This window comes from Armatimonadota bacterium (assembly GCA_031432545.1).
GTDB lineage: Bacteria > Sysuimicrobiota > Sysuimicrobiia > Sysuimicrobiales > Sysuimicrobiaceae > Caldifonticola > Caldifonticola tengchongensis.
Genome location: JAVKGX010000005.1, coordinates 121,287 through 143,590, shown reverse-complemented (window position 1 = coordinate 143,590; position 22,304 = coordinate 121,287). Strand labels below are relative to the sequence as shown.

Below are 22,304 nucleotides of genomic sequence, written 5' to 3'. Positions count from 1 at the left end.
CGGAACGTCGTGCGCACCTGCGCCCGGGTCCGCGTGGCAGAGCAAGTCTGCATCGTCGCGGACACCAAGACGCTACCCATCGCGCAAGCGATCCTGGAGGCCGCCAGGGAAGCCGGCGCCGAACCCGTGCTCGTATGCATGACCCCGCGTCGGGCGCACGGCAACGAGCCCCCGCCGATCGTGGCGGGTGCGATGCGCGCCGCCAACGTGATCATTCAGCCCGTCACGTACGCGATCACCCACACCGATGCGACCCAGCAAGCCCTGCGCCAGGGTGCCCGGGTGCTGGTCCTGCGCGGCATCACCGAGGAGATCATGACCGGGCCTGCGATGCTGGCCGACTACGATCGGATCGAAGCGGTCACCACCACCGTGGCGCGCCGACTGAGCGAGGCACGCACGATCCGGGTTCGCACGCCCGCCGGAACGGACTTGACCCTGTCGGTGGCCGGGCGCACCGCGGTGGCGCTCACCGGACGCGTGAACGGTCCGGGAACCTTCGCCGCCATGCCCGATGGGGAGGCGGCGATCGCGCCGGTGGAAGGCAGCGCGGAGGGTGTGGTGGTCGTCGAGCACACGATGGACGGGATCGGGCGGCTGGACGAGCCCATCCGTCTGGCCGTCCGCGCCGGACGCGTCGTCCGCATCGACGGAGGCACCGGCGCCGCGCAACTGAAGCAACTCATCGCCGCCGCGGATGAGGGCGCCACCAACGTAGCGGAGTTCGCTATCGGCACCAACGACCGGGCGCGTCTGATCGGATCCATGACCGAGGACAAGAAGAGCCGGGGCTCGGTCCACGTCGCGATCGGCGACAATCACGTCATCGGGGGAACGGTGACAAGTGAACTCCACCTCGACGGCCTGCTGCTGCGCCCGACGGTGGAGGTGGACGGCGAAGTCCTCGTACGCGATGGCATGTTGCTGGTCGGGGAGTGAGCGGATGCGGTGGGTCGACCTGACGATCCCCTGGGGCCCAGAAGTCCAACCCGTCCCCGGCCACCCGCACATCTACTACGTGCCCATCCACCACCACGAACTGCACGGTCTGTCCACCGGCTTTGCCACGTTCAGCATCCACACCGGCACCCACGTCGATGCCCCCTACCACTTCGTGCCCGACGGACTGACCATCGACCGCGTGCCCCTGGAGTGGCTGAACGGTCCGGCCGTGATGCTGGACTTACGCTCTGGGGCGCGGCCGGGAGAACCACTGATGGTCGATCACCTCGTCGGCGCCATCCAAGGTCCCTCGGAGCTACAGGATCGACGCGTGGTCCTGTGGACCGGGTGGGCCCAGGCGCACTGGAACGATCCGTCGCTGTACAAGGACAACCCGTACCTGTCGGAAGAGGCGGCGCGCTGGCTGGTCGAACGGGGCGCGCGGGCGCTGGCCGTGGACTTCCCCGTCGACGGCGGGCCTGCCAAGCCGGCGGGACAACCCAAGTATCCGGTCCACCGGATCACTTTGGGAGCGAACGTCTGCCTCATCGAGAACCTGATCAACCTGGATCGGATCGGGCGGCAGCATTTCACGCTGATCGCGATGCCCGTCCCGGTCAGAGGAGGAAACGGCGGACCGGCGCGGGTCGCAGCCCTAGTCGACCCATGAGGGTACGCGGAATCCACCACATCGGCGTGGTCGTGCGCGACGCGCAGGCGGTCGCCCGGACGTTGCGCGACGCCCTGGGACTGGAGGTCCAACACTGGGAAGACTACGGGCCGGGGGTCCTGCGGATCGGGTTCGTGCCCGTGGCGGGAACGCTCGTGGAACTCATCCAGCCCCTGGCCGACGACTTCAACCGGCGTTGGCTGGACGAGCACGGCGAGGGGATACAACACGTCGCGCTTCAGGTCGATGACATTGAAGACGCGATGCGCTGGCTGCGTGCGCGAGGGGTGGAACTCCGCGAGGCGAACCCGCGCCCGGGGGCCGGCAACACGCTCATCGCGTTCCTCGCCCAACCCCTCGTCGAAGGCCTTTTGGTCGAACTCACGCAGCCCCTGCAGGACGGGCCATGAAGGTACGGGTGGCCGTGATCCAGATGGCGGGATGCTGGGACGACCCCACATCCACGCGGGAGCGCATCGCCGATCTGCTCGGCTGCGCGGCGGACGCCGGAGCGGCGCTCGCCGTGCTCCCGGAGTTGTCCACGGTGTCGTACGACTTTTGCTCTCGCGCTGACGTGGAATCCGCAGCCGAGCCGTTGGACGGCCCGACGGTGCAGCAGTGGACGGCGATTGCGGCGCAGACGGGGATGCACCTGGTCGCAGGGCTCCCGGAGCGTTTGGGGACGCGTCTGTACAACACGGCCGTGCTCGTAGGACCGGCGGGCCTGGTCGGCGCCTATCGCAAAGCCCACCTGTACCACCACGAGCGAGAGGTGTTCGACCCAGGGGACGCGGCACCCGGTGTCTGGCAGACACCCTTGGGCCGGATCGGAATGCTGATCTGCTACGACCTCAGGTTCGCGGAAGTGGTCCGCCTGCTGATGCTCAGGGGCGCGCACATCGTCTGTGTGCCGACGACCTGGACAGACCGTGGCAAGTCCCGGCCGTGGGACGACCGCGGGTGGTGCGGTGCGGACTACCTGGCTGCCGGCCACGCATACGGCAGCCGGCTGTGGATCGCCTGCGCCAACCGCGCAGGCCAAGACGGAGGGGTGCGCGCGCTCGGCTGCAGCGGTGTGTTCGCGCCCAGTGGGTTCGCCGTCGCCGGACCCGGTCCGCACGCGGAGGAAGCGCTGTTGGTCGCGGACTGCGATCTGCATGCGGCCGAAGGATCGCGCCGCACCCCCGAGATGGATCTCGTCGCCGACCGTCGACCCGAACTCTATGGGGAGTTGGCACGGGCGACGTCCGTCGTGTACGAGTCGCGATAGTCTTCTGCGGGGCGGGAAGGAGGGCAAGGATGGAACTGGGACTCCGAGACAAGGTGGTGTTCATTACCGGCGGGTCCAAGGGCATCGGGCGAGCCTGCGCACTCGAGTTCGCCCGCGAAGGCGCTCGCGTGGCGATCTGCGCGCGGGGCGAGCCCGCTTTGCGCGCGGCCGCGGATGCGATCCGCACCGAGACCGGCAGTCCAGTCTTCTGGATTGCGGGGGACATGACGAAGTGGGAGGACGCGCAGCGGTGCGTCGACGCGGCTGCGGCGCACTTCGGCGGCCTCGACGTCCTCGTCAACTGCGCCGGCGCCTCCCCCGGCGGGCTGCTGTTGGACCTCACCGAGGACGACTGGCAACTCAGCCTCCAGCTGAAGTTCATGGGGTACGTCCGCTGCACCAAGGCCGCCGTCCCCCACCTGCTGCGGCGGGGCGGCGGGAGGATCGTCAACGTGGTCGGCAACGATGGGATCAAACCGGCGTACTGGGAGCTGACCGCCAGCGCCGCCAACGCCGCCGACCTCGCGATGACCTCCGCGCTGGCCGAGCAGTACGGCCCTCACGGGATCCTCGTCAACGCCGTCAACCCCGGCCCGGTGGCCACGGAGCGGTGGGATGGTCTGGTCGCCGCCTACGCGCGGGACAAGGGGATGTCGATCGAACAGGCCAGCCGGCGGGCCATCGAGAGCATCCCGCTGGGGCGCATCTGCACACCCGAGGAGGTGGCCGCGGTGGTCGTGTTCGTGGCTTCGGAGCGCGCCAGCTTCATGAACGGCGCGTGGATCACGCTCGACGGCGGTCAGCGAAAGGCGATCATGGACGTCTGAAAGGCGGAGAGTACACACGAGGAGGGAGAACCATGAACAAGGCGTGGGCAGTGCGGATCGTGGCGGCGATCACCCTCAGCCTCCTGACGGTGGGAGCGATGGCGGCGCCGGCGCCCAGCATCCGACTCGGCGGCACGCTCGCGGTGACCGGTCCGTTTGCGGCCGAGTGGGGTCCCGTTTACCAGCAGTTCATGCGGGAGTGGGTCCGCGCGATCAACGAGGACGGCGGGATCATGGTCCGCGAACTCGGCCGGCGGCTGCCCGTCGAGATGGTCCTGTACGACGACGAGAGCTCGGCGGACAAGGCGGTGGAGCTGTACGAACGGTTGGCGGCGGTCGACAACGTGCTGATGTTCTTCGGCCCGGCGACCAGCCCGATCACCCTGCGGGCGTCCACCGTCGCCGAGCGCCTGCGCATCCCGATGGTCGCGATGGAGGCCAACGACCGCGCGATCTTCGCCCGCAACTTCCGATACCTGTTCGGGACCCTGGCACCCGGGCTGTGGTGGACGCGCAGCTATTTCGAGCTTGTAGGCCAAAGCGTTTCCGCGGGCACACCCGTACGCACGGTGGCGTTCGTGTACGAAGACAGCGCACATACGCGCGACGTGACCGCCGGTGCCGTCGCGTACGCGCGCGAGGCCGGACTGCGCATCGTCGACCAGCAGATCGTCCCGTTCGGTCACTCGGACTTCTCGGCGGTCCTGGCACGGTGGCGCGCCCTCAATCCCGACGTGATGTTCCTGGGCCTCTGGACCGCCCCGTCGATCGCGTTTTTGCGCCAGGCGCGCGAACTGGGATTGCGGCCCAAGGAGACGTACGTGCGGGCGCTGGCCTTCCCGTTCGTCCAGGCGGTGGGCGGAACCGCCGAGGACGTGGTCGGGGCCACCTACACCGCACGCCGTGCCCTGGACGAGCGCTCGCGGCGCATCTTCCAGCGCATGGGACGCGACCCCTACGACCTGCCCTGGGTGGCCAACCGCATCGTGGCCCTGGACGTCATCCGGGCGGCGATCGAGCGAACCGGCCGCCTGGACCGTGAGGCCATCGCGCAGACGATGCGCGATCCGCAGTTCGAAGTCCGCACGGTCATCGGCGCGTTCCGCTTCAGCTGGAACCTGACGGTCGCCGGCCAGGTGCTGAACGGGCACGGCAACCAGACGGCGTACGTCGCGCAGATCCAGGACGGGAAGGTGAACGTGGTCTGGCCGCGCGAGCTCGCCGACACCGCGTACCGGCGCCCTCGGTAGGTACGTCGGAGGGTGCGGTGCTGCTGGAGGTCCGAGACATCCGCAAGCGATTCGGGGGCGTCATCGCTCTCGACGGAGTGAGCTTCACGGTCACCGAGCGCGAGAGGTTGGGCCTGATCGGCCCCAACGGAGCCGGCAAGACGACACTGTTCCACGTCGTCTCCGGTTTCCTGCGTCCGGATGGCGGTCGCGTCGTGTTCGCGGGGCGGGACGTGACGGGGATCCCCGCCCATCGCGTCTGTCGGCTCGGCCTGGTGCGCACGTTCCAGATCGTGCAACCCTTCGCGCAGATGACTGTCCTCGACAACGTGACGGTGAGCTACCTGTACGGGCGGTACGGGCGCGGGGCGACCGTCGGGCAGGCTCGAGCCCAGGCGCGCCGCATCCTGCACTGGCTGCACCTGGACGATCTCGCTGACCAACCAGCCGACTCCCTCAACCTCCCGGAGCGCAAGCGGCTGGAGATGGCACGGGCCCTGGGCACCGGGCCACGCCTGCTCTGCCTGGACGAGGTCATGGCGGGCCTCGTGCAGGAGGACCTCGAGCATATGGCGCAGACGGTACGGCGCCTCAACGAAGAGCTGGGCCTCACGATCGTCATGGTCGAGCACAACGTACGCCTCACCGCCCGGCTGTGCGATCGAGTGGTCGTCCTCGATCAGGGGCGCCTGATCGCCGACGGCCCTCCGGAGGCGGTGATGGCCGATCCCCAGGTTGTCCGGGCGTACTTGGGCGAGCGCCGCGCCGAGGTGCTGGGTGCTTGAAGTCGTCGGCCTCCACGTGAAGTACGGCGACTTCCACGCCGTCTGGGATGCGACGTTCCGCGTGGCGGAGGGGGAGACGGTGGCCCTGCTGGGTCCCAACGGCGCAGGCAAGACCAGCACGCTGCGCGCGGTCCAGGGGCTGCTCCCCCTCGCGGCGGGGGACGTCCGCTATGCGGGCCGGTCGCTGGCCAGCACATCCCCCGCTGCCCGCGTGCGGGTCGGCATGGCTTTGGTTCCCGAGGGTCGCGAGCTGTTCCCGCTGATGCGGGTTGCGGAGAACCTGGAGCTGGGCTTCGTGCCCGGGCGCGGGCGCACCTTTGCCGACCTCGAAGCGGAAGTGTACGAACTCTTCCCGGTGCTGCGCGATCGTAGGCGCCAGCTGGCCGGCACGCTGTCGGGCGGGGAGCAGCAGATGCTGGCCATCGCCCGCGCACTCATGGCGAGCCCGTCGTTGCTGATGCTGGACGAGCCGTCCCTGGGACTGGCACCGCGCGTCGTCGACGCCCTGTACGAGAAACTCCGGCTTCTCAAGCGGCGCGGCCTGACGTTGCTGGTTGTCGAGCAGCACGTGCACGAGGTGTTGGCGGTCGCGCACCGCGGCTACGTGATGGAGGCAGGTCGTGTGGTGATGGAGGGCTCGGCGTCCGATCTGCTGGACAGTCCCCATCTGCGCACCACCTACTTGGCGGTGTGAGGTCGAGATGAGCTGGCCCCTTTTCTTCGAACTGCTGCTGGGTGGCGTGGTGTTGGGAGGTTTGTACGCGCTGATGGCCTTCGCCTTCTCTTTGATCCTCGCGACGACGCACGTGTTGAACGTGTCGCACGGCGTCGTGATGGTCTTAGGGGCTGCCTTGGGTACGCTGCTCGTCCGCCATGTCGGGATGCCCTTCGCCCTGGGACTGGCGGTGGTCGTTGTGGTGTTCCTGGTCGTGGGCGGTCTCTTCGAGGCCGCGCTGGTTCGGCCGCTGACGGCGCGCTCTACCACCGAGATCCTGGTGGGTTCGATCATGGCCACTTTTGGCTTGGCCCTCGCGTTGGAGTCGCTGCTGGGCGTGTACTGGGCCCGTGCGGTCGAGCCGCAGCCGATCTTCGCGCTCCAGCTCGGCGTCACGTCGCTGCGGCTCGGCGACGTCACGGTATCCGGCCCGCGGGCCAGCGTGCTCGCGTTCTCCGCAGCGGCGGTCGTGTTGTTTCACCTGTTCCTCACCCGTACCCGCATCGGCAAAGAGGCACGGGCGGTCGCCCAGAACCGAACGGGCGCCCTCGTCATCGGACTCGACCCGCGACGCGTTTCGCGCACGATCCTGACGCTGGGGATCGCCGCGACCGCCCTCGCAGGGACGTTCTACGTCGTCGCCGTACCGCTGGGCCCCTACGACGGACTCCGCTTGACCATGATCGCCTTCACGGTCTCCGCTGCGGGCGGGGTGGGCAACCTGCCCGGCGCCCTGTGGGCGGGGCTCGCCCTCGGCGTGGCCGAGGTGTTCACGGGTTTCTGGATCGGACCGGTCTGGTCGCCGTTGACCTACCTGCTGGTCCTGTTCGCCGTCCTCCTCCTGCGCCCCTCAGGTCTGCTGGGAGGTCTGCTGCGATGAACGCCTTCAGATGGTGGGGTCTGGCGATGGGGTTGGGTGCCCTGCTGGTGGCGCCGCTCGTGCTGACACGCGACCTGGTGACCGCGCTGCTGTTCACGTTCCTGCTGATCACGCTTGCGTGCAACTACGACTTGCTGGGCGGGTTCCTCGGTCTGTACAACCTAGGTCAGGCCACCTTCTTTGGCATCGGCGCCTACACGACCTTCCTGTTGCTGCTGCGCGTGCCGACCCTCGGCGAAGCTGGCCCCGCGGGCGTAGCAGCCGCGGTGCTGTCCGGAGGCCTCGTGGCCGCCGGCTTTGCGGCCATCGTCGCCTACCCGTTGCTGCGGCTACGCGACGCCTACTTCGCAGTGGCCACGTTCGCCCTGTTGCTGCTGCTGCGTCTGCTCGTGGACAACCTTCCGGATCTGACGGGCGGCTCGCACGGTTTGTACGTTCCGGCCCAGCACTACCTGTCGCTGAGGGCTGCTTACCTGCTGACGCTTGCCCTCGCGGTCGGTTCGCTGGCCCTGAACCACCTGCTGGCCGGCAGCCGGTTGGGGCTGGCGATGACGGCGATTCGGGAAAGCGAACTCGCATCGGAAGCCAGCGGCATCGATCGTTTCCGCACCAAGCAGACCGCGCTGGCGCTGGGAGCCATGCCGACCGCGATGGCCGGCGGTGTCTTCGGCCTGCACTCCGGCTACATCGACGTCTCCGTTGTCCTGGGTGCCGACCGCAGCCTGTTCCCGGTCATCGCGGCGATGATCGGGGGCAGCGGTCTGGTCTGGGGTCCCGTGGTCGGCGCGGTCACGCTGCGCGGAATCGACGTGGTGTTGAAGAACTACGTGCAACTCCCCATCCCGGCCATCGCCGTCTACGGCGTGATCCTCTTGGTGATCTCGCTGGTGATGCCTAGGGGCGTGCTGGTGGCGTTGGGGGCGCGGCCGCGGGGGCGCGTGGCGGCCCGTTCCGCCCCCGCCGATGCCGCGCCGGCAGGAGCAGGGACGCAACGGTGAAACCGCCTGTCTTCGACTACTACGATCCGCGCACCCTCGACCAGGCCCTCGACCTGCTCGCCGAGCACGGTACGGACGCGAAGGTCCTGGCAGGTGGCCAGAGCCTGATGCCGCTACTGAACATGCGCCTGGCCAGGCCCGGGGTCGTGGTGGACCTCAACCGGATCGCCGCGCTCGCTTACGTCGAAGTCGCCGACGACACGCTGGTGGTGGGCGCGATGACTCGCCAGGCTGACGCGGAGGCATCTGCGGAGGTCGGTCGCCACCTGCCCCTGCTGATCGAGACTCTGCGGCACGTCGGCCACCCGCCGATCCGCAACCGCGGCACCGTCGGCGGTTCCATCGCGCACGCCGACCCCGCCGCCGAACTGCCCGCGCTGCTGCTGTGTCTGGACGGCGAGGTGGTCGCGGCGCGGCGGGGGGCTCGCAGGACCATCCGGGCGAGGGACCTGTTCCGGACGTACCTGACGACCGCGCTGGATCCCGAGGAGATCCTGGTGGAGGTGCGGTTTCCCCTCCCGCCGGCCGGAACGGGCGGCGCCTTCGAGGAGCTGGCCCGCCGCCACGGCGACTACGCGCTCGTCGGCGTCGCAGCCACCGTGCGCATCGACGATGGCCGCATCGTCGCAGCGCGACTGGCGTTCGCCGGATGCGGGCCGGTGCCGGTCACGCCGACCGGGATCGAAGGGCTGCTGGTGGGCGCCAGACCCACCGAGGAGCTATGGGAGGAGGCCGCCCGCGCGGCCGCCGAGGCGCTTCAGCCGGACGACGACGTCCACGCGAGCGGAGCCTACCGCAGGCGCGCGGCCGCCGTCCTCGCCGCACGTGCGCTCCGGCGGGCCGCTCAACGAGCAGGAGGCGATCTGTGAGCACACGCCGCCGGCGGTTGCAGCTCAACGTCAACGGCGCCGTCCACACCGTGGAGGTCCAGACGCGCAAGACACTCGCCGACACCCTGCGCGACGACCTTGGACTGACCGGAACGCACCTGGGGTGTGAACACGGCGTGTGCGGCGCCTGCACGGTGCTGGTGGACGGTCGGCCCGTTCGCAGTTGCCTGCTGCTGGCGGTGCAGGTAGAGGGCGCCCGCGTGGAGACCGTCGAGAGCCTGGGCGGACCTACGTCCCTGCACCTTCTTCAGGAGGCCTTCTCCGCCCATCACGCCCTGCAGTGTGGGTTCTGCACGCCGGGCATCCTGATGAGCGCGGTGGCATTCTTGCGTGACCACCCGGAGCCGACACCACAGCAGGTGCGGGAGATGCTGGCAGGTCACTTGTGCCGCTGCACCGGATACCTCTCGATCGTCGATGCGATCCTGGCAGCCGCCCGGGCACTGTCTACGGCTCGCCAACAGCCATGACGGCGGGAATCACACGGCACGAGGACCCGCGGCTGCTGTCCGGAAGGGCCAGGTATCTGGACGACATACGGCTGCCCGGGGCGCTCCATGCGGCGTTCGTGCGAAGCCCCCATGCCCATGCGCGGATTTTGCGCGTGCGACGGGCCGCGGAGTGGGTGTGGACCTACGAGGATCTCGAGGGTGTGCACCCGATCGCCCCACGCCTGGATGCGGACGGATTCACACCCACCGCCCAGTGGCCGCTGGCAGCCGACCGCGTCCGATACGTGGGTGAGCCGGTGGCCGTGGTCGTCGCGGCAGATCGATACGAAGCCGAAGACCTGGCCGAACGCGTGGAAGTCGACTACGATCCTCTGCCGACCGTCGCCGACGCGGAGACGGCCCTCCGCCCAGATGCCCCGCGGCTGCACGACGCCGCCAGCAACATCCTGTACCACAGGTCGCACCACGGCGGGGACCCGGAAGCGGTGTTTCGGCACGCACCCGTCACGGTCTGCATCGACGTTCGGTCTGCACGGTGCGCTGCCTCACCGATGGAAGGCCGCGGGATTCTGGCTGCCTACGAAGGGCAGATGCTCCACGTCTGGATTGGGACCCAGGTACCGGCGCTCATCCGTTCCGCCCTCGCCGCCTGCCTTGGGCTGCCGGAACATCGGATCCGTCTTTTGGTGCCCGACACCGGGGGTGGCTTCGGTCAGAAGATGCACCTGTATCCGGAGGACGTCGTCGTCTGCTGGCTGGCGGCGCGCCTCGGTCGGCCGGTGAAGTGGGTCGAGGACCGGCGCGAGAACCTGACGGCCGCCACCCAGGCACGCGAGGAACGAGTGGAGGTGGAAGTGGCGGCGACGACCGAGGGGCGCGTGCTGGGGCTGCGTGGCCGCGTCGTCGGTGACGTCGGCGCCTACCACGTATTCCCCACCACCGCCGCCCTGGAGCCGCTCGGTGCGGCGCAGATCCTGCCGGGGCCCTACGCGGTCGACCACTACGCGTACGAGGTGCTCGCCGTCTGCACGAACAAGCCGCCGACCGGCGCCTACCGCGGAGTCGGGATGACCGTGGGCGCGTTCGCCATGGAGCGGGCCATGGACTGCCTGGCCCGCGAGGTCGGCCTCGATGCGGTGGAGGTGCGCAGGAGGAACCTCATCTCCCCTGACGCGTTCCCCTATCAGAGCGCCAGCGGCCTGACGTACGACGGTGGCTCCTTCCACCAGGCGCTGCAGCGCCTGTGCGAGGCGACCGATTACGAGCGCCTGCGTGCCGACCAGCAGCGCGAACGGACCCGCAGCGGGAGACTTTTGGGGATCGGGGTGGCCTGCTACACGGAGTACACGGGGATGGGCTCCGCGACGTTCGCACGGCGCGGCATGACGGACATTCCGGGCCATGAAGCCGCTGCCGTACGCGTCGACCCGTCGGGCTCCGTGCGGGTGTCGCTGAGCTTCACCTCCCAAGGACAGGGCCACGAGACCACGATGGCGCAGATCGTCGCGGAGGTGCTCCAGGTACCGGCCGACCGCATTCAGGTGGAGCCATTCGACAGCCGGGCGAGCCCCCATGGGTCCGGCACCTTCGGCAGCCGCACCTCGGTGGCCGGCGCGGGCGCTGTGTACGGTGCTGCCCTCCGTGTGCGCGAGCGGGCGCTGGCGATCGCCTCCTCCTTGCTCGAAGCCGCCGTGAGCGACCTGGAGTGGGAAGGAGGGCGGATCCGCGTCCGCGGCAGCCTCTCCCGATCCGTGACGTTCGACGAGGTCGCACGGGCAGCCTACAAGATCCCCCTGGGAAAGGCGGGGACGTTGCAGCCGGGGCTGGAAGCGGTCGAGTACTTCGACCCGCCGCCCGCCACGTTCTCCAACGCCGCGCACCTCGCCGTAGTCGAGGTCGACCCGCACACGGGCGCGCTGCGCCCCCTGCGGTACGTGGTCGTCGAGGACTGCGGTCGGGTCCTCAACGCCCGGATCGTCCGCGGCCAGATCCACGGCGCCATCGCGCAGGGTCTGGGGGAAGCCGTCCTCGAGCACGCCGTCTACGGCCCGGACGGCCAGCCCCTGGCCAGCACGTTCATGGACTACCTGCTGCCCCTAGCCACGGACATGCCTGACGGAATCGAGATCCTGCATCTGGAAAATCCCTCCGACCGCCCCGGAGGGATGAAGGGCATGGCCGAAGGCGGCGCGATCGGTGCACCGGCGGCGATCGCCAACGCCGTGTCCGACGCGGTCGGCGCGCAGGTCCAGCGGATCCCCCTGACGCCCGAGTACGTTCTGGCCCTGCTCGACCACAGCGGGCGACGGCAGACGTGATCGGCCAAGCGTTGCGCCGCAAGGAGGATGTCCGGCTGCTCACCGGGCGCGGGCGCTACGTGGGGGACGTCCAGCCGCCCGGTACGCTGCACATGGCGATCGTCCGCAGCAGCCACGCACACGCCAGGTTGGTTCGCGTGGACCTCACGCACGCCCGCGCCCTGCCGGACATCGCGCTGGCGAGGGCGGCGGCCGACTTCGATCCACCCCTGCCCCGGCTGCCGGCGGTGGTGGGGCATCCTTCGATGCGGCATGCGCTGCCCCACGTCCTCGCGTCCGACGTGGTCCGCTACGTGGGAGAGCCGATCGCGGTGGTCGTGGCACAGGACCGCTACGAGGCCGAGGACGCAGCCGACCTGGTGGCGGTGGACTACGATCCGCTTCCCCCCGTCGTGGACGTCGAAGCCGCCCTCCGCCCAGACGCGGCGCAGTTGCACCCAGACGAGGCCCCGGGGAATCTTATGGCACGGGTCCCCATCCGCGTGGGGGATGCGGACGCGGCCTTTATGGCGGCGGCTTCGGTGGTGCGTGCGCAGCTGCGAATCGGCCGTTGCAGCCCACAGGCGATGGAGACACGCGCGGTCGTGGCAGAACCCGATCTGCGCGGTCCGCGCCCGGCGCTCACAGTCTGGCTCACCACGCAGTCGCCGCACACAGCCCGCCGCATCCTGGCCGTCCTGCTCGGTCTGGACGAAGCGCAGGTGCGTGTCATCGCCCCGGACGTCGGCGGAGGATTCGGCGCGAAGAACCGCTTCTACCCCGAGTACCTGCTGGCGGCGCGGCTGGCGCTGGAACTGGGGCGTCCGGTGAAGTGGGTCGGCGACCGAAGCGAGGACTTCCTGGCAACCTACCAGGAGCGCGACCAACTCCAGGAGCTCGAACTGGCGCTCGACGGCCAAGGCCGCATCCTCGGGCTGCGCGGCCGCATCCTCAACGACAACGGCGCGTACGACTCCAGCTTCGGGATTGTGCCTCCCCTGACCACGGCGATGACGCTTCCGGGGCCATACCGGCTGCCGGCCCTGTCGGTGGATGTGGTCTGCGTGTACACGAACAAGCCGCCCCTAGCGCCCTATCGGGGCGCCGGCCGGCCGCAGGGCGTGTTTGCAATCGAGAGGCTGCTGGACCTGGCTGCAGCCCAGGTCGGCATCGACCCTGTGGAACTGCGCCGACGAAACCTGCTCCGCCCCGAAGACCTCCCCTACGACACCGGCGTGCCGCGGCGCGACGGTTTGGGCAGCGTCGTCTACGACAGCGGCGACTACCCGGCGATGCTGGAGCGCGCCCTAGCCGAACTCGACTACCCTGCGTGGCGCGAGCGGCAACGCAGAGCGCGGCGCGAAGGTCGGTTCTTGGGCATCGGCGTGGTGCCCTACGTGGAGATGTCGGGCCTCGGTCCGTACGAGACCGCCACGGTAAGGGTGGACGCCTCAGGGCGCGTCCAGGTCTTCGCGGGCTGCGCGTCGCAGGGCCAGGGCCACGAGACGATGGTGGCGCAGATCGTCGCCCATCGCCTCGGTGTCCGTTACGAGGACGTCGAGGTCACGGTCGGCGACACAGCCGGAGTCCCGACCGGGATCGGCACGTTCGCCAGCCGGTCCGCCGTCGCCGCCGGCAACGCGGCCAGTGGCGCAGCCACACGGGTGCGGGACAAGATCCTCAACCTGGCGTCGCGGCTGCTGGAGGTTTCGCCGACGGACCTCGAGGTATCGGAAGGCGTCGTGCGGGTCCGCGGCGCGCCGTCTCGGTCGTTGTCGTTCCGCCAGTTGGCGCAACTGGCCTCCGGGCCGAACCTCGATGCCACGCGCCTGCCGCGCCAGCTGCGCTTCTCCGAGGAACTACCGCCTGGGTTGGAGGCCACCTACCACTTCGACAGCACAGCGCTCAACTACGCCTACGGGGTACACGCGGCTATCGTGGAGGTGCTGCCGGATCTGGGGGAGGTGCGCGTCCTGCGTTACGTGATCGGCCACGACTGCGGTGTGGAGATCAATCCCCAGCTCGTCAGGGGCCAGATCGTCGGCGGGTTCGCGCAGGGGCTGGGCAACGCCCTGTACGAGTTCTTGCGGTGGGACGACGAGGGGCAACCGCTGGTCCGCACCTACATGGACTACCTGATCCCCACCGCCATGGAGATGCCGGACCTGGTCCTCTTTCACACGCAGGTGCCCTCGCCCAGCAACCCGGAGGGCGTGAAGGGGGTGGGCGAGGGCGGGACGATACCGGTGCCGGCGGTCATCAACGCAGCGGTGGAGGACGCCCTCCGTCCGTTCGGAGTTCGCCTGCTCGAAAGCCCCCTGAGCCCCGAGGCGATCGTCCGGGCCATCTCCGAAGGTTCCGCTTCCGATGCACCGACCCCGCCGCCGCAGCACCCCGCCTCGGATGTCGCATGCAGGTGATGGTCGGGGCGGCCGGACTTGAACCGGCGAATCCACCCCAGCAAGTGGCCCGCAACTCCCCTCCGCCCCCATACACCCACCCGCCACTTGCCGGGGACCCCGCCCAAGGTCGCCGGTTCCGATGCACCGACCCCGCCGCTGCAGCACCCCGCCTCGGATGTCGCATGCAGGTGATGGTCGGGGCGGCCGGACTTGAACCGGCGACCTTCTGCTCCCAAAGCAGACGCGCTGCCGGGCTGCGCCACGCCCCGAAACCGGTAACACTGTACCAGGGGTCTGGGGATGGGGACCAGGGGCCGGCTCCGGGGGCACGACGTCCGCGGCGGGAGGGCCCCGGGCGGAACTCGAATCCATCCACCACGTGGAGGCGCACATGAAGAGCCCGTTCGAGCAGCTGGCCGACCGGACCCTGTCCGCCCACTTCGCCTTCTATCCGATGTGGGCATCGCGCATCGGCCTGCACGACTACGACGGCCAGGCAGGTACGTTCGGCCCCGACGCCATCGACCGTCGGATCCGCGAGCTGTCGACGTTCCGCCGCCAACTCGAAGCTGTCGACCCGTCCCCGCTGCCGCCACAGCACGCCATGGATCGGGAACTCTTGATGATCGGCATCGAGCGCGAGCAGTTCGAACTCGAAGGGTTGCGCGAGTTCGCGCGCAACCCCATCGTCTACACGCACCTACTCGACGTCAGCCACTACATCAAGCGCGACTACGCTCCGCTTGACGAGCGCCTCAACAGGCTGGCCGAGCACCTCAACCAGTTCCCCCGCGTCGTCGCCGACGCCCGACGCAACCTCGAACGCTGCCCGCGCCCTCACGCGCAGACCGCCGTCGAGATGTTCGAGGGCCTGGTTGAGTTCCTGGAAACCGACCTGCCCCAGGCCGCAAACCCTGCGTCGGACCGTATGCGCACGCGGCTCAGCGAAGCCTGCGGCCGCGCCGCCACGGCCGTTGGGACCCTCCTCCGGCACCTACACGACGTCGTCCTGCCCCAGACGACGGACGAATTCGCGATCGGGCCGCAGCGGTTCCAGCAGATGCTGTGGACCGGCGAACGCGTGGCGATGGACGTGGACGAGCTGGCGCGGGTGGGGGAAGCCGAACTCGACAGGCTGAAGGCTCGGTGTGCGGAAGTGGCCAGGGCGATCGATGGGCAGCGCTCACCGGCGGAGATCGTGCGCGCGATGGCCGAAGAGCACCCTGACGAAGCGGAGCTGATCCCTGCCACCCGGCGCATCCTGGACGAACTCCGCGCCTTCCTTGTGGAACGCGACCTGGTGGGCCTGCCCGAGCAGTCCGACTGCCGCGTCGAGCCGACACCGCCGTTTTTGCGGTGGGCGTTCGCGATGATGGACACCTCGGGACCGTTCGAGGAGCGGGCGACGGAGTCGTATTACTATGTCACCCTGCCGGATCCGAAGTGGGCGCCCGAGCAGAAGGAACAATGGCTGCGCCGCTTCGACTACTACACCCTCACGAACACGAGCGTCCACGAAGCCTACCCCGGACACTACATCCACTTCCTCCACCTCAAGCGTGTCCCGTCCCGCGTCGCGAAGGTGTACACGTCGTATGCGTTCGTCGAGGGGTGGGCGCACTACTGCGAGGAGATGATGCTCGAGGCCGGATACGGTGAGGGGAACCCCAAGTTCCAACTGGCCCAGGTCCTCGACGCGCTGACCCGCGCGGTGCGGTACGTCGTCGCCGTGGGGATGCACGCCCGCGGGATGACCGTCCAGCAGGCCGCGCGCCGGTTCGTCGAAGACGCCTACTTGGAGCCGCTTCCGGCGTCGAAGGAGGCCGAGCGCGGTACCTTCGATCCCGGGTATCTGAACTACACGCTGGGAAAGCTCATGGTGCGCAGACTCCGCGCGGACTGCGAGAGGGAGTGGGCAGGAGCATTCCGGCTGCGGGAGTTCCACGACCGGTTGATCGGTCTGGGAGCCCCACCGCTGCCGCTGGCGCGCCGGGCGTTGCTGCAGGATCCCGGCGGTCCGCTTCTTTAAGGCACCCTACGAGTCGCCTTCCTTCTGCGCCCTGCGGGCCGCCGCCCGCGCCCTGGCTTCCTCGATGATCCGCTGGCGCTCGGCCGCCCTGGGGTCGGCGGCGGATGCGGCCTTGCCTTCCTGTTCGGCAGCCCCGACCCGTGCGGCCTCCGACTCCGGGCCCTGTGCCGTGCCGGCATCCGGAGTGGCCCGTGTCTGTGCTTTGGCCGCGCTGCGCGCGGCTTCCTTGGCGAGTTCCGTCGTGCGCCGCATCGCCGTCTCGTCGCCCAGCCACTCGAGCCGGAGGAACGCCTCGATGCGGCGGTCCGCTTCCGCGAGCTTGTCGGCGTCCCCCGAGCGGGCTTCCTGCGCGAGGGTCTTGTCCAGGCGGTAGCTGATCAGCCTCTTGCCGTCGGTGACGTGGATTAGCGGATGGCTCTTGGAGTCTTCGTAGACGAGGACACGCGCCTCGATGCCGAGGCGACGGGCGATCGGGACAACCCGATCGTACACCCACTGCAGATGGGGTGGAAGCTGCCGGTTGGCCCCCGGATCGAGTGTGGCCGCCACGCTGCGGTCGGCCAGCGGATCGGTGAACCTCGGCTTTGCCCTGCCGCGCTTGGTCTGCGCCTTGCGCAGTGCCTCAGCGATCTCCTCGCGGACGTCCATCCCGGCGACGATGAAGGAGAACAAGAAGATCAAAAATACCGCGAACGTGAGCGACCAGTAGTTCCAGAAGGGATTTCCGAAGAACGAGTTGGCCATGCCTGCCTCCGGTTCTCAAACCCCTTGCTTGGAATCTTATCAGGGCCAACGCCGGGCCGGAAACCGCGCTACGACCCGCGGGCCAGCTCCGCCAGGAAACCTCGGGCTGCGCGCAGCGCCTGCCCGCGATGGCTGATCCGGTCCTTCTCCTCCGGGGAGAGTTCGGCCACCGTGCGGTCCAGCTCCGGAACGTAGAAGATCGGGTCGTAGCCGAATCCGCCTTCTCCCCGCGGCGTCCGGGCGATCATCCCCTCGCAGACGCCCTCGAACGTCCGCACCGAACCGTCCGGAAAGGCGACGGCGACGACCGCACGGTAGCGCGCCGTCCGACTCTCCGGGGGTACCCCCTCCAGTCTCCGCAGGACCTCCCGGTTGCGGTCTTCGTCGGTGGCGTCGTCGCCCAGGAAGCGTGCCGAGTGCACTCCGGGCCGGCCTTCCAGGTAATCCACCTCGATGCCGGAGTCGTCGGCGAGGGCGATCTCACCCGTCCACCGCGCGACCGTGACGGCCTTGGAAACCGCGTTCTCCGCGTACATGGCCCCTTCCTCAGGAAGGACCGGGAGGTCCGGATAGTCGCGCAGCGTCCGCAGCTCGAACGGAAGGTCGTCGAGGATCCGCTGCAATTCTCGCAGCTTGCCGGGGTTCCGGGTCGCGATGACGAGCACGGCGCGTGTGTGGCTGCTCACGATGCCAGACCCCCCACGTGGGTCACGCTTCTCTGTGTGCAAGGCCCGTGCCTCAGCCGTCCCGCAGGCTCTCCTTCTGGATCTCGATCAAGCGACGGATTCCGGATTCCCCCAGATGCATCAGCGCGAGGAGTTCCTCACGCGCGAACGCCCTGCCCTCCCCCGTCCCCTGAATCTCCACGAACTCGCCGCGGTCGGTCATGACCAGGTTCATGTCGACCTCTGCCTTCGAGTCCTCGTCGTACGCCAGGTCGAGCATCGGCATCCCGCCCACGATCCCCACGCTCGTGGCGGCGACGAAGCTGCGGACGGGCCAGGAGGACAGCGCCTGGGTGCGGTGCAGCAGCCCGATCGCATCGACGAGCGCAACGAACGCCCCGGTCACCGCCGCCGTCCGGGTGCCGCCGTCGGCCTGCAGCACGTCGCAGTCGATCCAGATCGTGCGTTCTCCCAGATTCTTGAGGTCGACCGCAGCACGCAGGGATCGGCCGATCAGCCTCTGGATCTCATGGGTACGGCCTCCGATCTTGCCCCCGGCCTCGCGGGGGATGCGTTCCCGGGAAGAGCGCGGCAGCATCCCGTATTCCGCGGTGATCCATCCCTGCCCGCTGCCCCTCAGCCACTGCGGCACACGATCCTCGACCGTGGCCGCGCAGATGACGCGCGTATCCCCCAGCTCGATCAACACCGATCCCTCGGCGTGCTTCAGGTACCGGCGGGTGATCCGACAGGGGCGCAGTTCGTCCGCCGCGCGGCCGTCCGCCCGCACCGCACCGGTTTTGTGCTGCGCCATCTCAAACCTCGTACGTCCGTCTCTCCTCCGCGCAGGCGACGTCACCGAACGCCTTCTGTGCCTGGCGGGCAGACTCCTGTGGGTCGCTGGTGGGGAAGAAGTGCGTGAGCAGCAGACGACCGACGCCGGCCCGCGCCGCCATCTCACCCGCCATCGATCCCGTCAGGTGGCCAACCGAGGCAGCCAGGTGCTCGTAGGCATCCGTGAGCGTGGCCTCCGCCAGCAGCAGGTCGGCGCCCTCAGCCAGGCAAACGACGTCGTCCGACGGCCCGGTGTCGGCGGTGTACACGAGCGCACACCCTCCGCTCTCGATGCGCACCGCGTACGTCGGTACGGGATGGGACGCCCTCGCAAACCGCAGCCGAAACCCACAGAAGTCGACCGCTGTGCCGGGGCGGATCCGGAGGATGTCGAAGCACCGCATCGCATCGTCCCCGGCGTAGCCCGCCAGGTAGGCGGGGGCGTCCTGCCCGGCCATCACGGGAAGGTGCCCTCCCCAACTTCCGCTCGGATGGCTCCACTCCAGCGCAACGCGCAGCGAGGGGAAGTCGGCCACGTGGTCGGGGTGCATGTGGGACAGCACCAAACCGTCCAGCGCGTACACGTCCAAACGCTCCAGCAGGCGGGACAGCACGCCGTTGCCGAGGTCGAGCAGGATCCGCCTCCCGCCGTCTTCCACCAGGTAGCCGGAGCACGCTTCCCCGGCCCGTGCGTAGCCTCCCGATCGGCCCAAGACGGTGAGCCTCATCAAATCACGGCTGCGGCGGCGGCGCGGTGGTCAGGAAGCGCAGGATGCCCCGTCCGATCGCCTCGGCAGCGAGCTGGCGGAATGAGGGTGTGCGCAGCAGGGCCTCGTCCTGTAGGTTGGATAGGTACCCGATCTCCACCAGGGCAGCGGGGATCGGCGCGTCGCGCAGCACCTTGAAGTTCGCGCTGCGCACGCCGCGGTCGGGGATCCCCAGGCTACGCCCCATTTCTTCCTGGATCGCGGTCGCCAGCGGCAGACCGCTGGGCTTGAGGTAGTAGGTCTCCGAGCCGCGGATCACGCCCCGCGTGTTCGAGTTCGCGTGGACGCTGACGAAGACCGTGGCGCCCGCGCGCAACGCGATCGGCACACGGTCGGCCAGGTCCACGAAGATGTCGGCCTCGCGCGTCATCACGGTGCGGACGCCGGCCCGCGCAAGTACGGTCCGCACGCGCAAGGAGACGTCGAGGACGACGTCTTTCTCCACCAGTCCGGTCACCCCGATCGCGCCCGGGTCTTTGCCGCCGTGGCCGGGGTCGATCGCCACGACGTGGCGACCCCGGACGACCGACGCCGGCTCGTCTTCGACCGCGATCACCAGACGGGCGCCCCCTTCCTCCGCCGATATCTGGTACGAGGTCCGCTGGCGCCACTGGAGCACGATGCGGGCGATGTTGGGATCGGCCTGGAACTGCGCAGCGCGCACCACCTCGATCGGACCGCCGACCGGGATCTCCTGTTTGACGGGGACGAACACCGCCGGGAGATCCAGGATCAACCGGTCCGGCTCGGGCAGCTCGTGTACCCTGTACTGCAAGGGGCGGTCTCCGTGCACGACCACCCGGATGCGGCCGACCTCCCGCTGGACGACGACCTCGAGGATGCGCGGCGTATCCCCGGCCGGTCCCGGCGGAGTCGCCGGAGGTGGGGTCGGCAACTGGACGTCGTGGTGGCCCGGCAACGGTCCCGGCGGGGGAGGGAGCGGCGCCACCGTCTCGACCAGGGCCGGCGTGGCCGACCGCGGCGGATCCGTAGGTGGCGCGAGGGAGGTCGACGCCCGGGGCGGCCGGAACGTCACCACCAGATCGTGACCGCTGCCCTGTCCGACTTCCGCCTCCAGCGGGGTTTCCACGTCCAGCACGATCCGCGTCACGTAGGGCTTGGTCTGGAACTGCGCGATGCGCACCCGCTGGATGCCGCCGTCCTGCAGCGCGGTCTCGCGGGTCTGGATCCGGGAGACCGCGTTCAAAAGGTCGATCACCACCCGGTCTGGCTGCGCTAGCGTGACCGTGCGCGCCCGCACCGGACCGGTGGCTTCGATCTGCAGGCGAAGACCCCACAACCCGCGCTCGAACACCAACCTCAGGACCTGGGAGGCGACGTGCAGGGTGTTCTCCTGAGCCTCCCACCGCACCCACGCACCCAGCGCCTGATAGGCGAACTCGACCGGCACGAGCAGGCGGCCGTCGACGACCACCGCGGGCGAGGGCAGAGGACGCAGCTCCCCGTTGACCGTCGCGTGGGTGTCGTTGGCCCGAAACTGGACGCGGACGTCGCGTCCGCCCTGCACCTCCGCGGTGCGGGTCGCAAGATCCCAGCGGGCCGATGCGCCGTAGGGCGCGAACAGGTTGTCGATCGGAGCGAACAGGACGCCCCTGCGGAACGCCGCCGGCGGGTCGAGCCGGAGTTCTTCCCCGTTGACGACGATTCGGGGGCCTGCCTGACCGAAGGCAGGCGCTCCGCGCACGCCGAGTGCGAGCGCGGCGATGAAGATCAACGCGCCGAAGCGGGCCATTCGGGTGTTCTCCGAGAAATCCGCGACGCCTAGCTGCAACCCCTGCTGTCGTTGGTTTCCCCCTCTGGCCCATCCCACGCGTTCGACCGCGCAGACGAGAACTCCTCCCGCGGCCCCGCAGGCCCGGAAGGAGTCCTCACGTACGGTCGGGCGGCTACGCCTTCGATCTGCGGCCGCCCAGAAGGTTTTCCAGGAACTCCTCGTGGCGGACTTCGTCTGCGAGCAACTCCGTCGCGAGGGCGTAGGTGACGGGGTCCTTGCCGAACGTCATCTTCGCCAGGCGGTTGTACGTCTCGATCGCCCCTCGCTCGGCCCGGATCTGGTCTTCGACCATGCCGTCGGCGTCCGCCCAGTTCGCACGGGGCGCAGTCCACGGCGCGTTGGCACCGGCCTCCCAGTCCCGCGGGTGGACGACCGGATCACCCCCCAGTTCCACGATGCGGGCTGCCAGCTTCTGCGCGTGGCCGAGTTCGTCCTTCGCCTCGTCCTGGAAGTGCTCTACGAGCTCCTCACCGTGCCAGCCTTCCGCCACCTGAGCAGTGATCCAGTACGAGTAAAACGCCAGCAGCTCGTCGAGGTAAGCCTTGCGCAGTTGACCGATGAGCTCCTCGACGTCCAGATCGACGATGGCCCTGCCCTTCTCACCCATGATGTCCCCTCCCTTTCCGGTTTGGTGTTGCCGTCTTCGGAGCCGCCGCGCACATCCGACACCTGCCGCGCAGGACCACGAGCCCGGCCAGCGCGAAGCCCACCCGCTGGGCGGTGCGCTGTGCCAGCGTCTGCAGACCGGGGTCGGATACGTCCTCGATGCGCCCGCACACCGCACATTCCAGGTTGACGTGCGAGCTGGGATGCGGATCGTACCGCGCGACCCCGTCCGCGCCCCGGAACACCTCCACGAGTCCGAGCGAGGCGAACAGATCGAGCGCACGGTATACGGTCGCCCGGCTCATCGTCGGGTGGGTCCGCCGGACCGAGCGGTACACATCCTCCGCCGACGGGTGGTCCCGCGCACGCCGCAGCGCCCCGTAGACTGCCAGCCGCTGCGGGGTGACACGGCGTCCGGTCGCCGCGAGTTCTCGGCGGGTCTGCGTTATGATATCCATTTGCACATAGTATTACATATCGGTTCGGACAGCGCAAGGGAGGCCGGGC

General features: G+C 69.2%; 22 protein-coding genes and 1 tRNA gene. 15 read left to right on the top strand and 8 right to left on the bottom strand.

The window, feature by feature from the left end; translation table 11 throughout:
* The 14 genes from QN163_07200 to QN163_07135 all read left to right on the top strand — a co-directional run.
* Nucleotides 1–939 (top strand): aminopeptidase (locus QN163_07200; GenBank protein MDR5683793.1); only part of this gene is annotated, 939 nt, incomplete at its 5' end.
* Between the two features lie 4 nt (nucleotides 940–943).
* Entirely contained in the window at nucleotides 944–1,612 is a 669-nt protein-coding gene (locus QN163_07195; GenBank protein MDR5683792.1) for a cyclase family protein, read from the top strand.
* Nucleotides 1,609–2,022, top strand: a complete 414-nt coding sequence (locus tag QN163_07190; protein ID MDR5683791.1) for a VOC family protein — start codon at nucleotides 1,609–1,611, stop codon at nucleotides 2,020–2,022. The genes QN163_07195 and QN163_07190 overlap by 4 nt, the downstream gene beginning before the upstream one ends.
* On the top strand, nucleotides 2,019–2,882 hold the full coding sequence (locus tag QN163_07185; GenBank protein MDR5683790.1) for a nitrilase-related carbon-nitrogen hydrolase: 864 nt from the start codon (nucleotides 2,019–2,021) through the stop codon (nucleotides 2,880–2,882). The genes QN163_07190 and QN163_07185 overlap by 4 nt, the downstream gene beginning before the upstream one ends.
* A gap of 29 nt (nucleotides 2,883–2,911) precedes the next feature.
* Nucleotides 2,912–3,709, top strand: a complete 798-nt coding sequence (locus QN163_07180) for an SDR family oxidoreductase (protein ID MDR5683789.1) — start codon at nucleotides 2,912–2,914, stop codon at nucleotides 3,707–3,709.
* A gap of 32 nt (nucleotides 3,710–3,741) precedes the next feature.
* Nucleotides 3,742–4,959, top strand: a complete 1,218-nt coding sequence (locus QN163_07175) for an amino acid ABC transporter substrate-binding protein (GenBank protein ID MDR5683788.1) — start codon at nucleotides 3,742–3,744, stop codon at nucleotides 4,957–4,959.
* 17 nt (nucleotides 4,960–4,976) lie between these two features.
* Nucleotides 4,977–5,723 (top strand): ABC transporter ATP-binding protein, encoded by a 747-nt coding sequence (locus QN163_07170; GenBank protein MDR5683787.1) that lies wholly within the window; start codon nucleotides 4,977–4,979, stop codon nucleotides 5,721–5,723.
* The gene (locus tag QN163_07165; GenBank protein MDR5683786.1) at nucleotides 5,716–6,417 is read left to right on the top strand and encodes an ABC transporter ATP-binding protein; all 702 of its coding nucleotides are present in this window, start codon (nucleotides 5,716–5,718) and stop codon (nucleotides 6,415–6,417) included. The genes QN163_07170 and QN163_07165 overlap by 8 nt, the downstream gene beginning before the upstream one ends.
* 7 nt (nucleotides 6,418–6,424) lie before the next feature.
* Nucleotides 6,425–7,318 carry a branched-chain amino acid ABC transporter permease gene (locus QN163_07160; GenBank protein MDR5683785.1) on the top strand — a complete coding sequence of 298 codons (894 nt, stop codon included), beginning with the start codon at nucleotides 6,425–6,427 and terminating at the stop codon, nucleotides 7,316–7,318.
* Complete coding sequence (locus QN163_07155; GenBank protein MDR5683784.1) at nucleotides 7,315–8,316, top strand: branched-chain amino acid ABC transporter permease; 1,002 nt, start codon at nucleotides 7,315–7,317, stop codon at nucleotides 8,314–8,316. Before QN163_07160 ends, QN163_07155 begins: the two co-directional genes overlap by 4 nt.
* Entirely contained in the window at nucleotides 8,313–9,185 is an 873-nt protein-coding gene (locus QN163_07150) for an FAD binding domain-containing protein (protein ID MDR5683783.1), read from the top strand. Before QN163_07155 ends, QN163_07150 begins: the two co-directional genes overlap by 4 nt.
* Nucleotides 9,182–9,676, top strand: coding sequence for a (2Fe-2S)-binding protein (locus QN163_07145; GenBank protein ID MDR5683782.1), 495 nt, complete (start codon nucleotides 9,182–9,184; stop codon nucleotides 9,674–9,676). Before QN163_07150 ends, QN163_07145 begins: the two co-directional genes overlap by 4 nt.
* Nucleotides 9,673–11,976, top strand: a complete 2,304-nt coding sequence (locus tag QN163_07140; protein MDR5683781.1) for a xanthine dehydrogenase family protein molybdopterin-binding subunit — start codon at nucleotides 9,673–9,675, stop codon at nucleotides 11,974–11,976. The genes QN163_07145 and QN163_07140 overlap by 4 nt, the downstream gene beginning before the upstream one ends.
* Nucleotides 11,973–14,375: a xanthine dehydrogenase family protein molybdopterin-binding subunit gene (locus tag QN163_07135; protein MDR5683780.1), complete on the top strand. Its 2,403-nt coding sequence runs from the start codon at nucleotides 11,973–11,975 to the stop codon at nucleotides 14,373–14,375. Before QN163_07140 ends, QN163_07135 begins: the two co-directional genes overlap by 4 nt.
* Before the next feature lie 174 nt (nucleotides 14,376–14,549).
* Here QN163_07135 and QN163_07130 read toward each other — a convergent pair.
* A tRNA-Pro gene (locus QN163_07130) sits at nucleotides 14,550–14,626 on the bottom strand.
* A gap of 122 nt (nucleotides 14,627–14,748) precedes the next feature.
* On the opposite strand from QN163_07130, the gene QN163_07125 reads away from it, so the two are divergent.
* Nucleotides 14,749–16,386, top strand: a complete 1,638-nt coding sequence (locus QN163_07125) for a DUF885 domain-containing protein (protein MDR5683779.1) — start codon at nucleotides 14,749–14,751, stop codon at nucleotides 16,384–16,386.
* 6 nt (nucleotides 16,387–16,392) lie between these two features.
* On the opposite strand, the gene QN163_07120 is transcribed toward QN163_07125, so the two are convergent.
* The 7 genes from QN163_07120 to QN163_07090 form a co-directional block, all read right to left on the bottom strand.
* Nucleotides 16,393–17,130, bottom strand: a complete 738-nt coding sequence (locus tag QN163_07120) for a hypothetical protein (GenBank protein MDR5683778.1) — start codon at nucleotides 17,128–17,130, stop codon at nucleotides 16,393–16,395.
* A gap of 68 nt (nucleotides 17,131–17,198) precedes the next feature.
* Nucleotides 17,199–17,816 (bottom strand): XTP/dITP diphosphatase, encoded by a 618-nt coding sequence (locus QN163_07115; protein MDR5683777.1) that lies wholly within the window; start codon nucleotides 17,814–17,816, stop codon nucleotides 17,199–17,201.
* A gap of 52 nt (nucleotides 17,817–17,868) precedes the next feature.
* Nucleotides 17,869–18,585, bottom strand: coding sequence for a ribonuclease PH (rph, locus tag QN163_07110; protein ID MDR5683776.1), 717 nt, complete (start codon nucleotides 18,583–18,585; stop codon nucleotides 17,869–17,871).
* Between the two features lie 25 nt (nucleotides 18,586–18,610).
* Entirely contained in the window at nucleotides 18,611–19,357 is a 747-nt protein-coding gene (locus QN163_07105) for an MBL fold metallo-hydrolase (GenBank protein MDR5683775.1), read from the bottom strand.
* 4 nt (nucleotides 19,358–19,361) lie between these two features.
* The gene (locus QN163_07100; protein ID MDR5683774.1) at nucleotides 19,362–21,149 is read right to left on the bottom strand and encodes an N-acetylmuramoyl-L-alanine amidase family protein; all 1,788 of its coding nucleotides are present in this window, start codon (nucleotides 21,147–21,149) and stop codon (nucleotides 19,362–19,364) included.
* A gap of 154 nt (nucleotides 21,150–21,303) precedes the next feature.
* The gene (locus QN163_07095) at nucleotides 21,304–21,798 is read right to left on the bottom strand and encodes a ferritin-like domain-containing protein (protein MDR5683773.1); all 495 of its coding nucleotides are present in this window, start codon (nucleotides 21,796–21,798) and stop codon (nucleotides 21,304–21,306) included.
* Nucleotides 21,791–22,255: a Fur family transcriptional regulator gene (locus QN163_07090; GenBank protein MDR5683772.1), complete on the bottom strand. Its 465-nt coding sequence runs from the start codon at nucleotides 22,253–22,255 to the stop codon at nucleotides 21,791–21,793. The genes QN163_07095 and QN163_07090 overlap by 8 nt, the downstream gene beginning before the upstream one ends.
* Between the last annotated feature and the right edge of the window lie 49 nt (nucleotides 22,256–22,304).

Coding starts and splice junctions, on each gene's coding strand:
- QN163_07195 (MDR5683792.1), top strand. CDS start 944: ATGCGGTGGGTCGACCTGACGATCCCCTGGGGCCCAGAAGTCCAACCC.
- QN163_07190 (MDR5683791.1), top strand. CDS start 1,609: ATGAGGGTACGCGGAATCCACCACATCGGCGTGGTCGTGCGCGACGCG.
- QN163_07185 (MDR5683790.1), top strand. CDS start 2,019: ATGAAGGTACGGGTGGCCGTGATCCAGATGGCGGGATGCTGGGACGAC.
- QN163_07180 (MDR5683789.1), top strand. CDS start 2,912: ATGGAACTGGGACTCCGAGACAAGGTGGTGTTCATTACCGGCGGGTCC.
- QN163_07175 (MDR5683788.1), top strand. CDS start 3,742: ATGAACAAGGCGTGGGCAGTGCGGATCGTGGCGGCGATCACCCTCAGC.
- QN163_07160 (MDR5683785.1), top strand. CDS start 6,425: ATGAGCTGGCCCCTTTTCTTCGAACTGCTGCTGGGTGGCGTGGTGTTG.
- QN163_07155 (MDR5683784.1), top strand. CDS start 7,315: ATGAACGCCTTCAGATGGTGGGGTCTGGCGATGGGGTTGGGTGCCCTG.
- QN163_07140 (MDR5683781.1), top strand. CDS start 9,673: ATGACGGCGGGAATCACACGGCACGAGGACCCGCGGCTGCTGTCCGGA.
- QN163_07125 (MDR5683779.1), top strand. CDS start 14,749: ATGAAGAGCCCGTTCGAGCAGCTGGCCGACCGGACCCTGTCCGCCCAC.
- QN163_07120 (MDR5683778.1), bottom strand. CDS start 17,130: ATGGCCAACTCGTTCTTCGGAAATCCCTTCTGGAACTACTGGTCGCTC.
- QN163_07105 (MDR5683775.1), bottom strand. CDS start 19,357: ATGAGGCTCACCGTCTTGGGCCGATCGGGAGGCTACGCACGGGCCGGG.
- QN163_07100 (MDR5683774.1), bottom strand. CDS start 21,149: ATGGCCCGCTTCGGCGCGTTGATCTTCATCGCCGCGCTCGCACTCGGC.
- QN163_07095 (MDR5683773.1), bottom strand. CDS start 21,798: ATGGGTGAGAAGGGCAGGGCCATCGTCGATCTGGACGTCGAGGAGCTC.
- QN163_07090 (MDR5683772.1), bottom strand. CDS start 22,255: ATGGATATCATAACGCAGACCCGCCGAGAACTCGCGGCGACCGGACGC.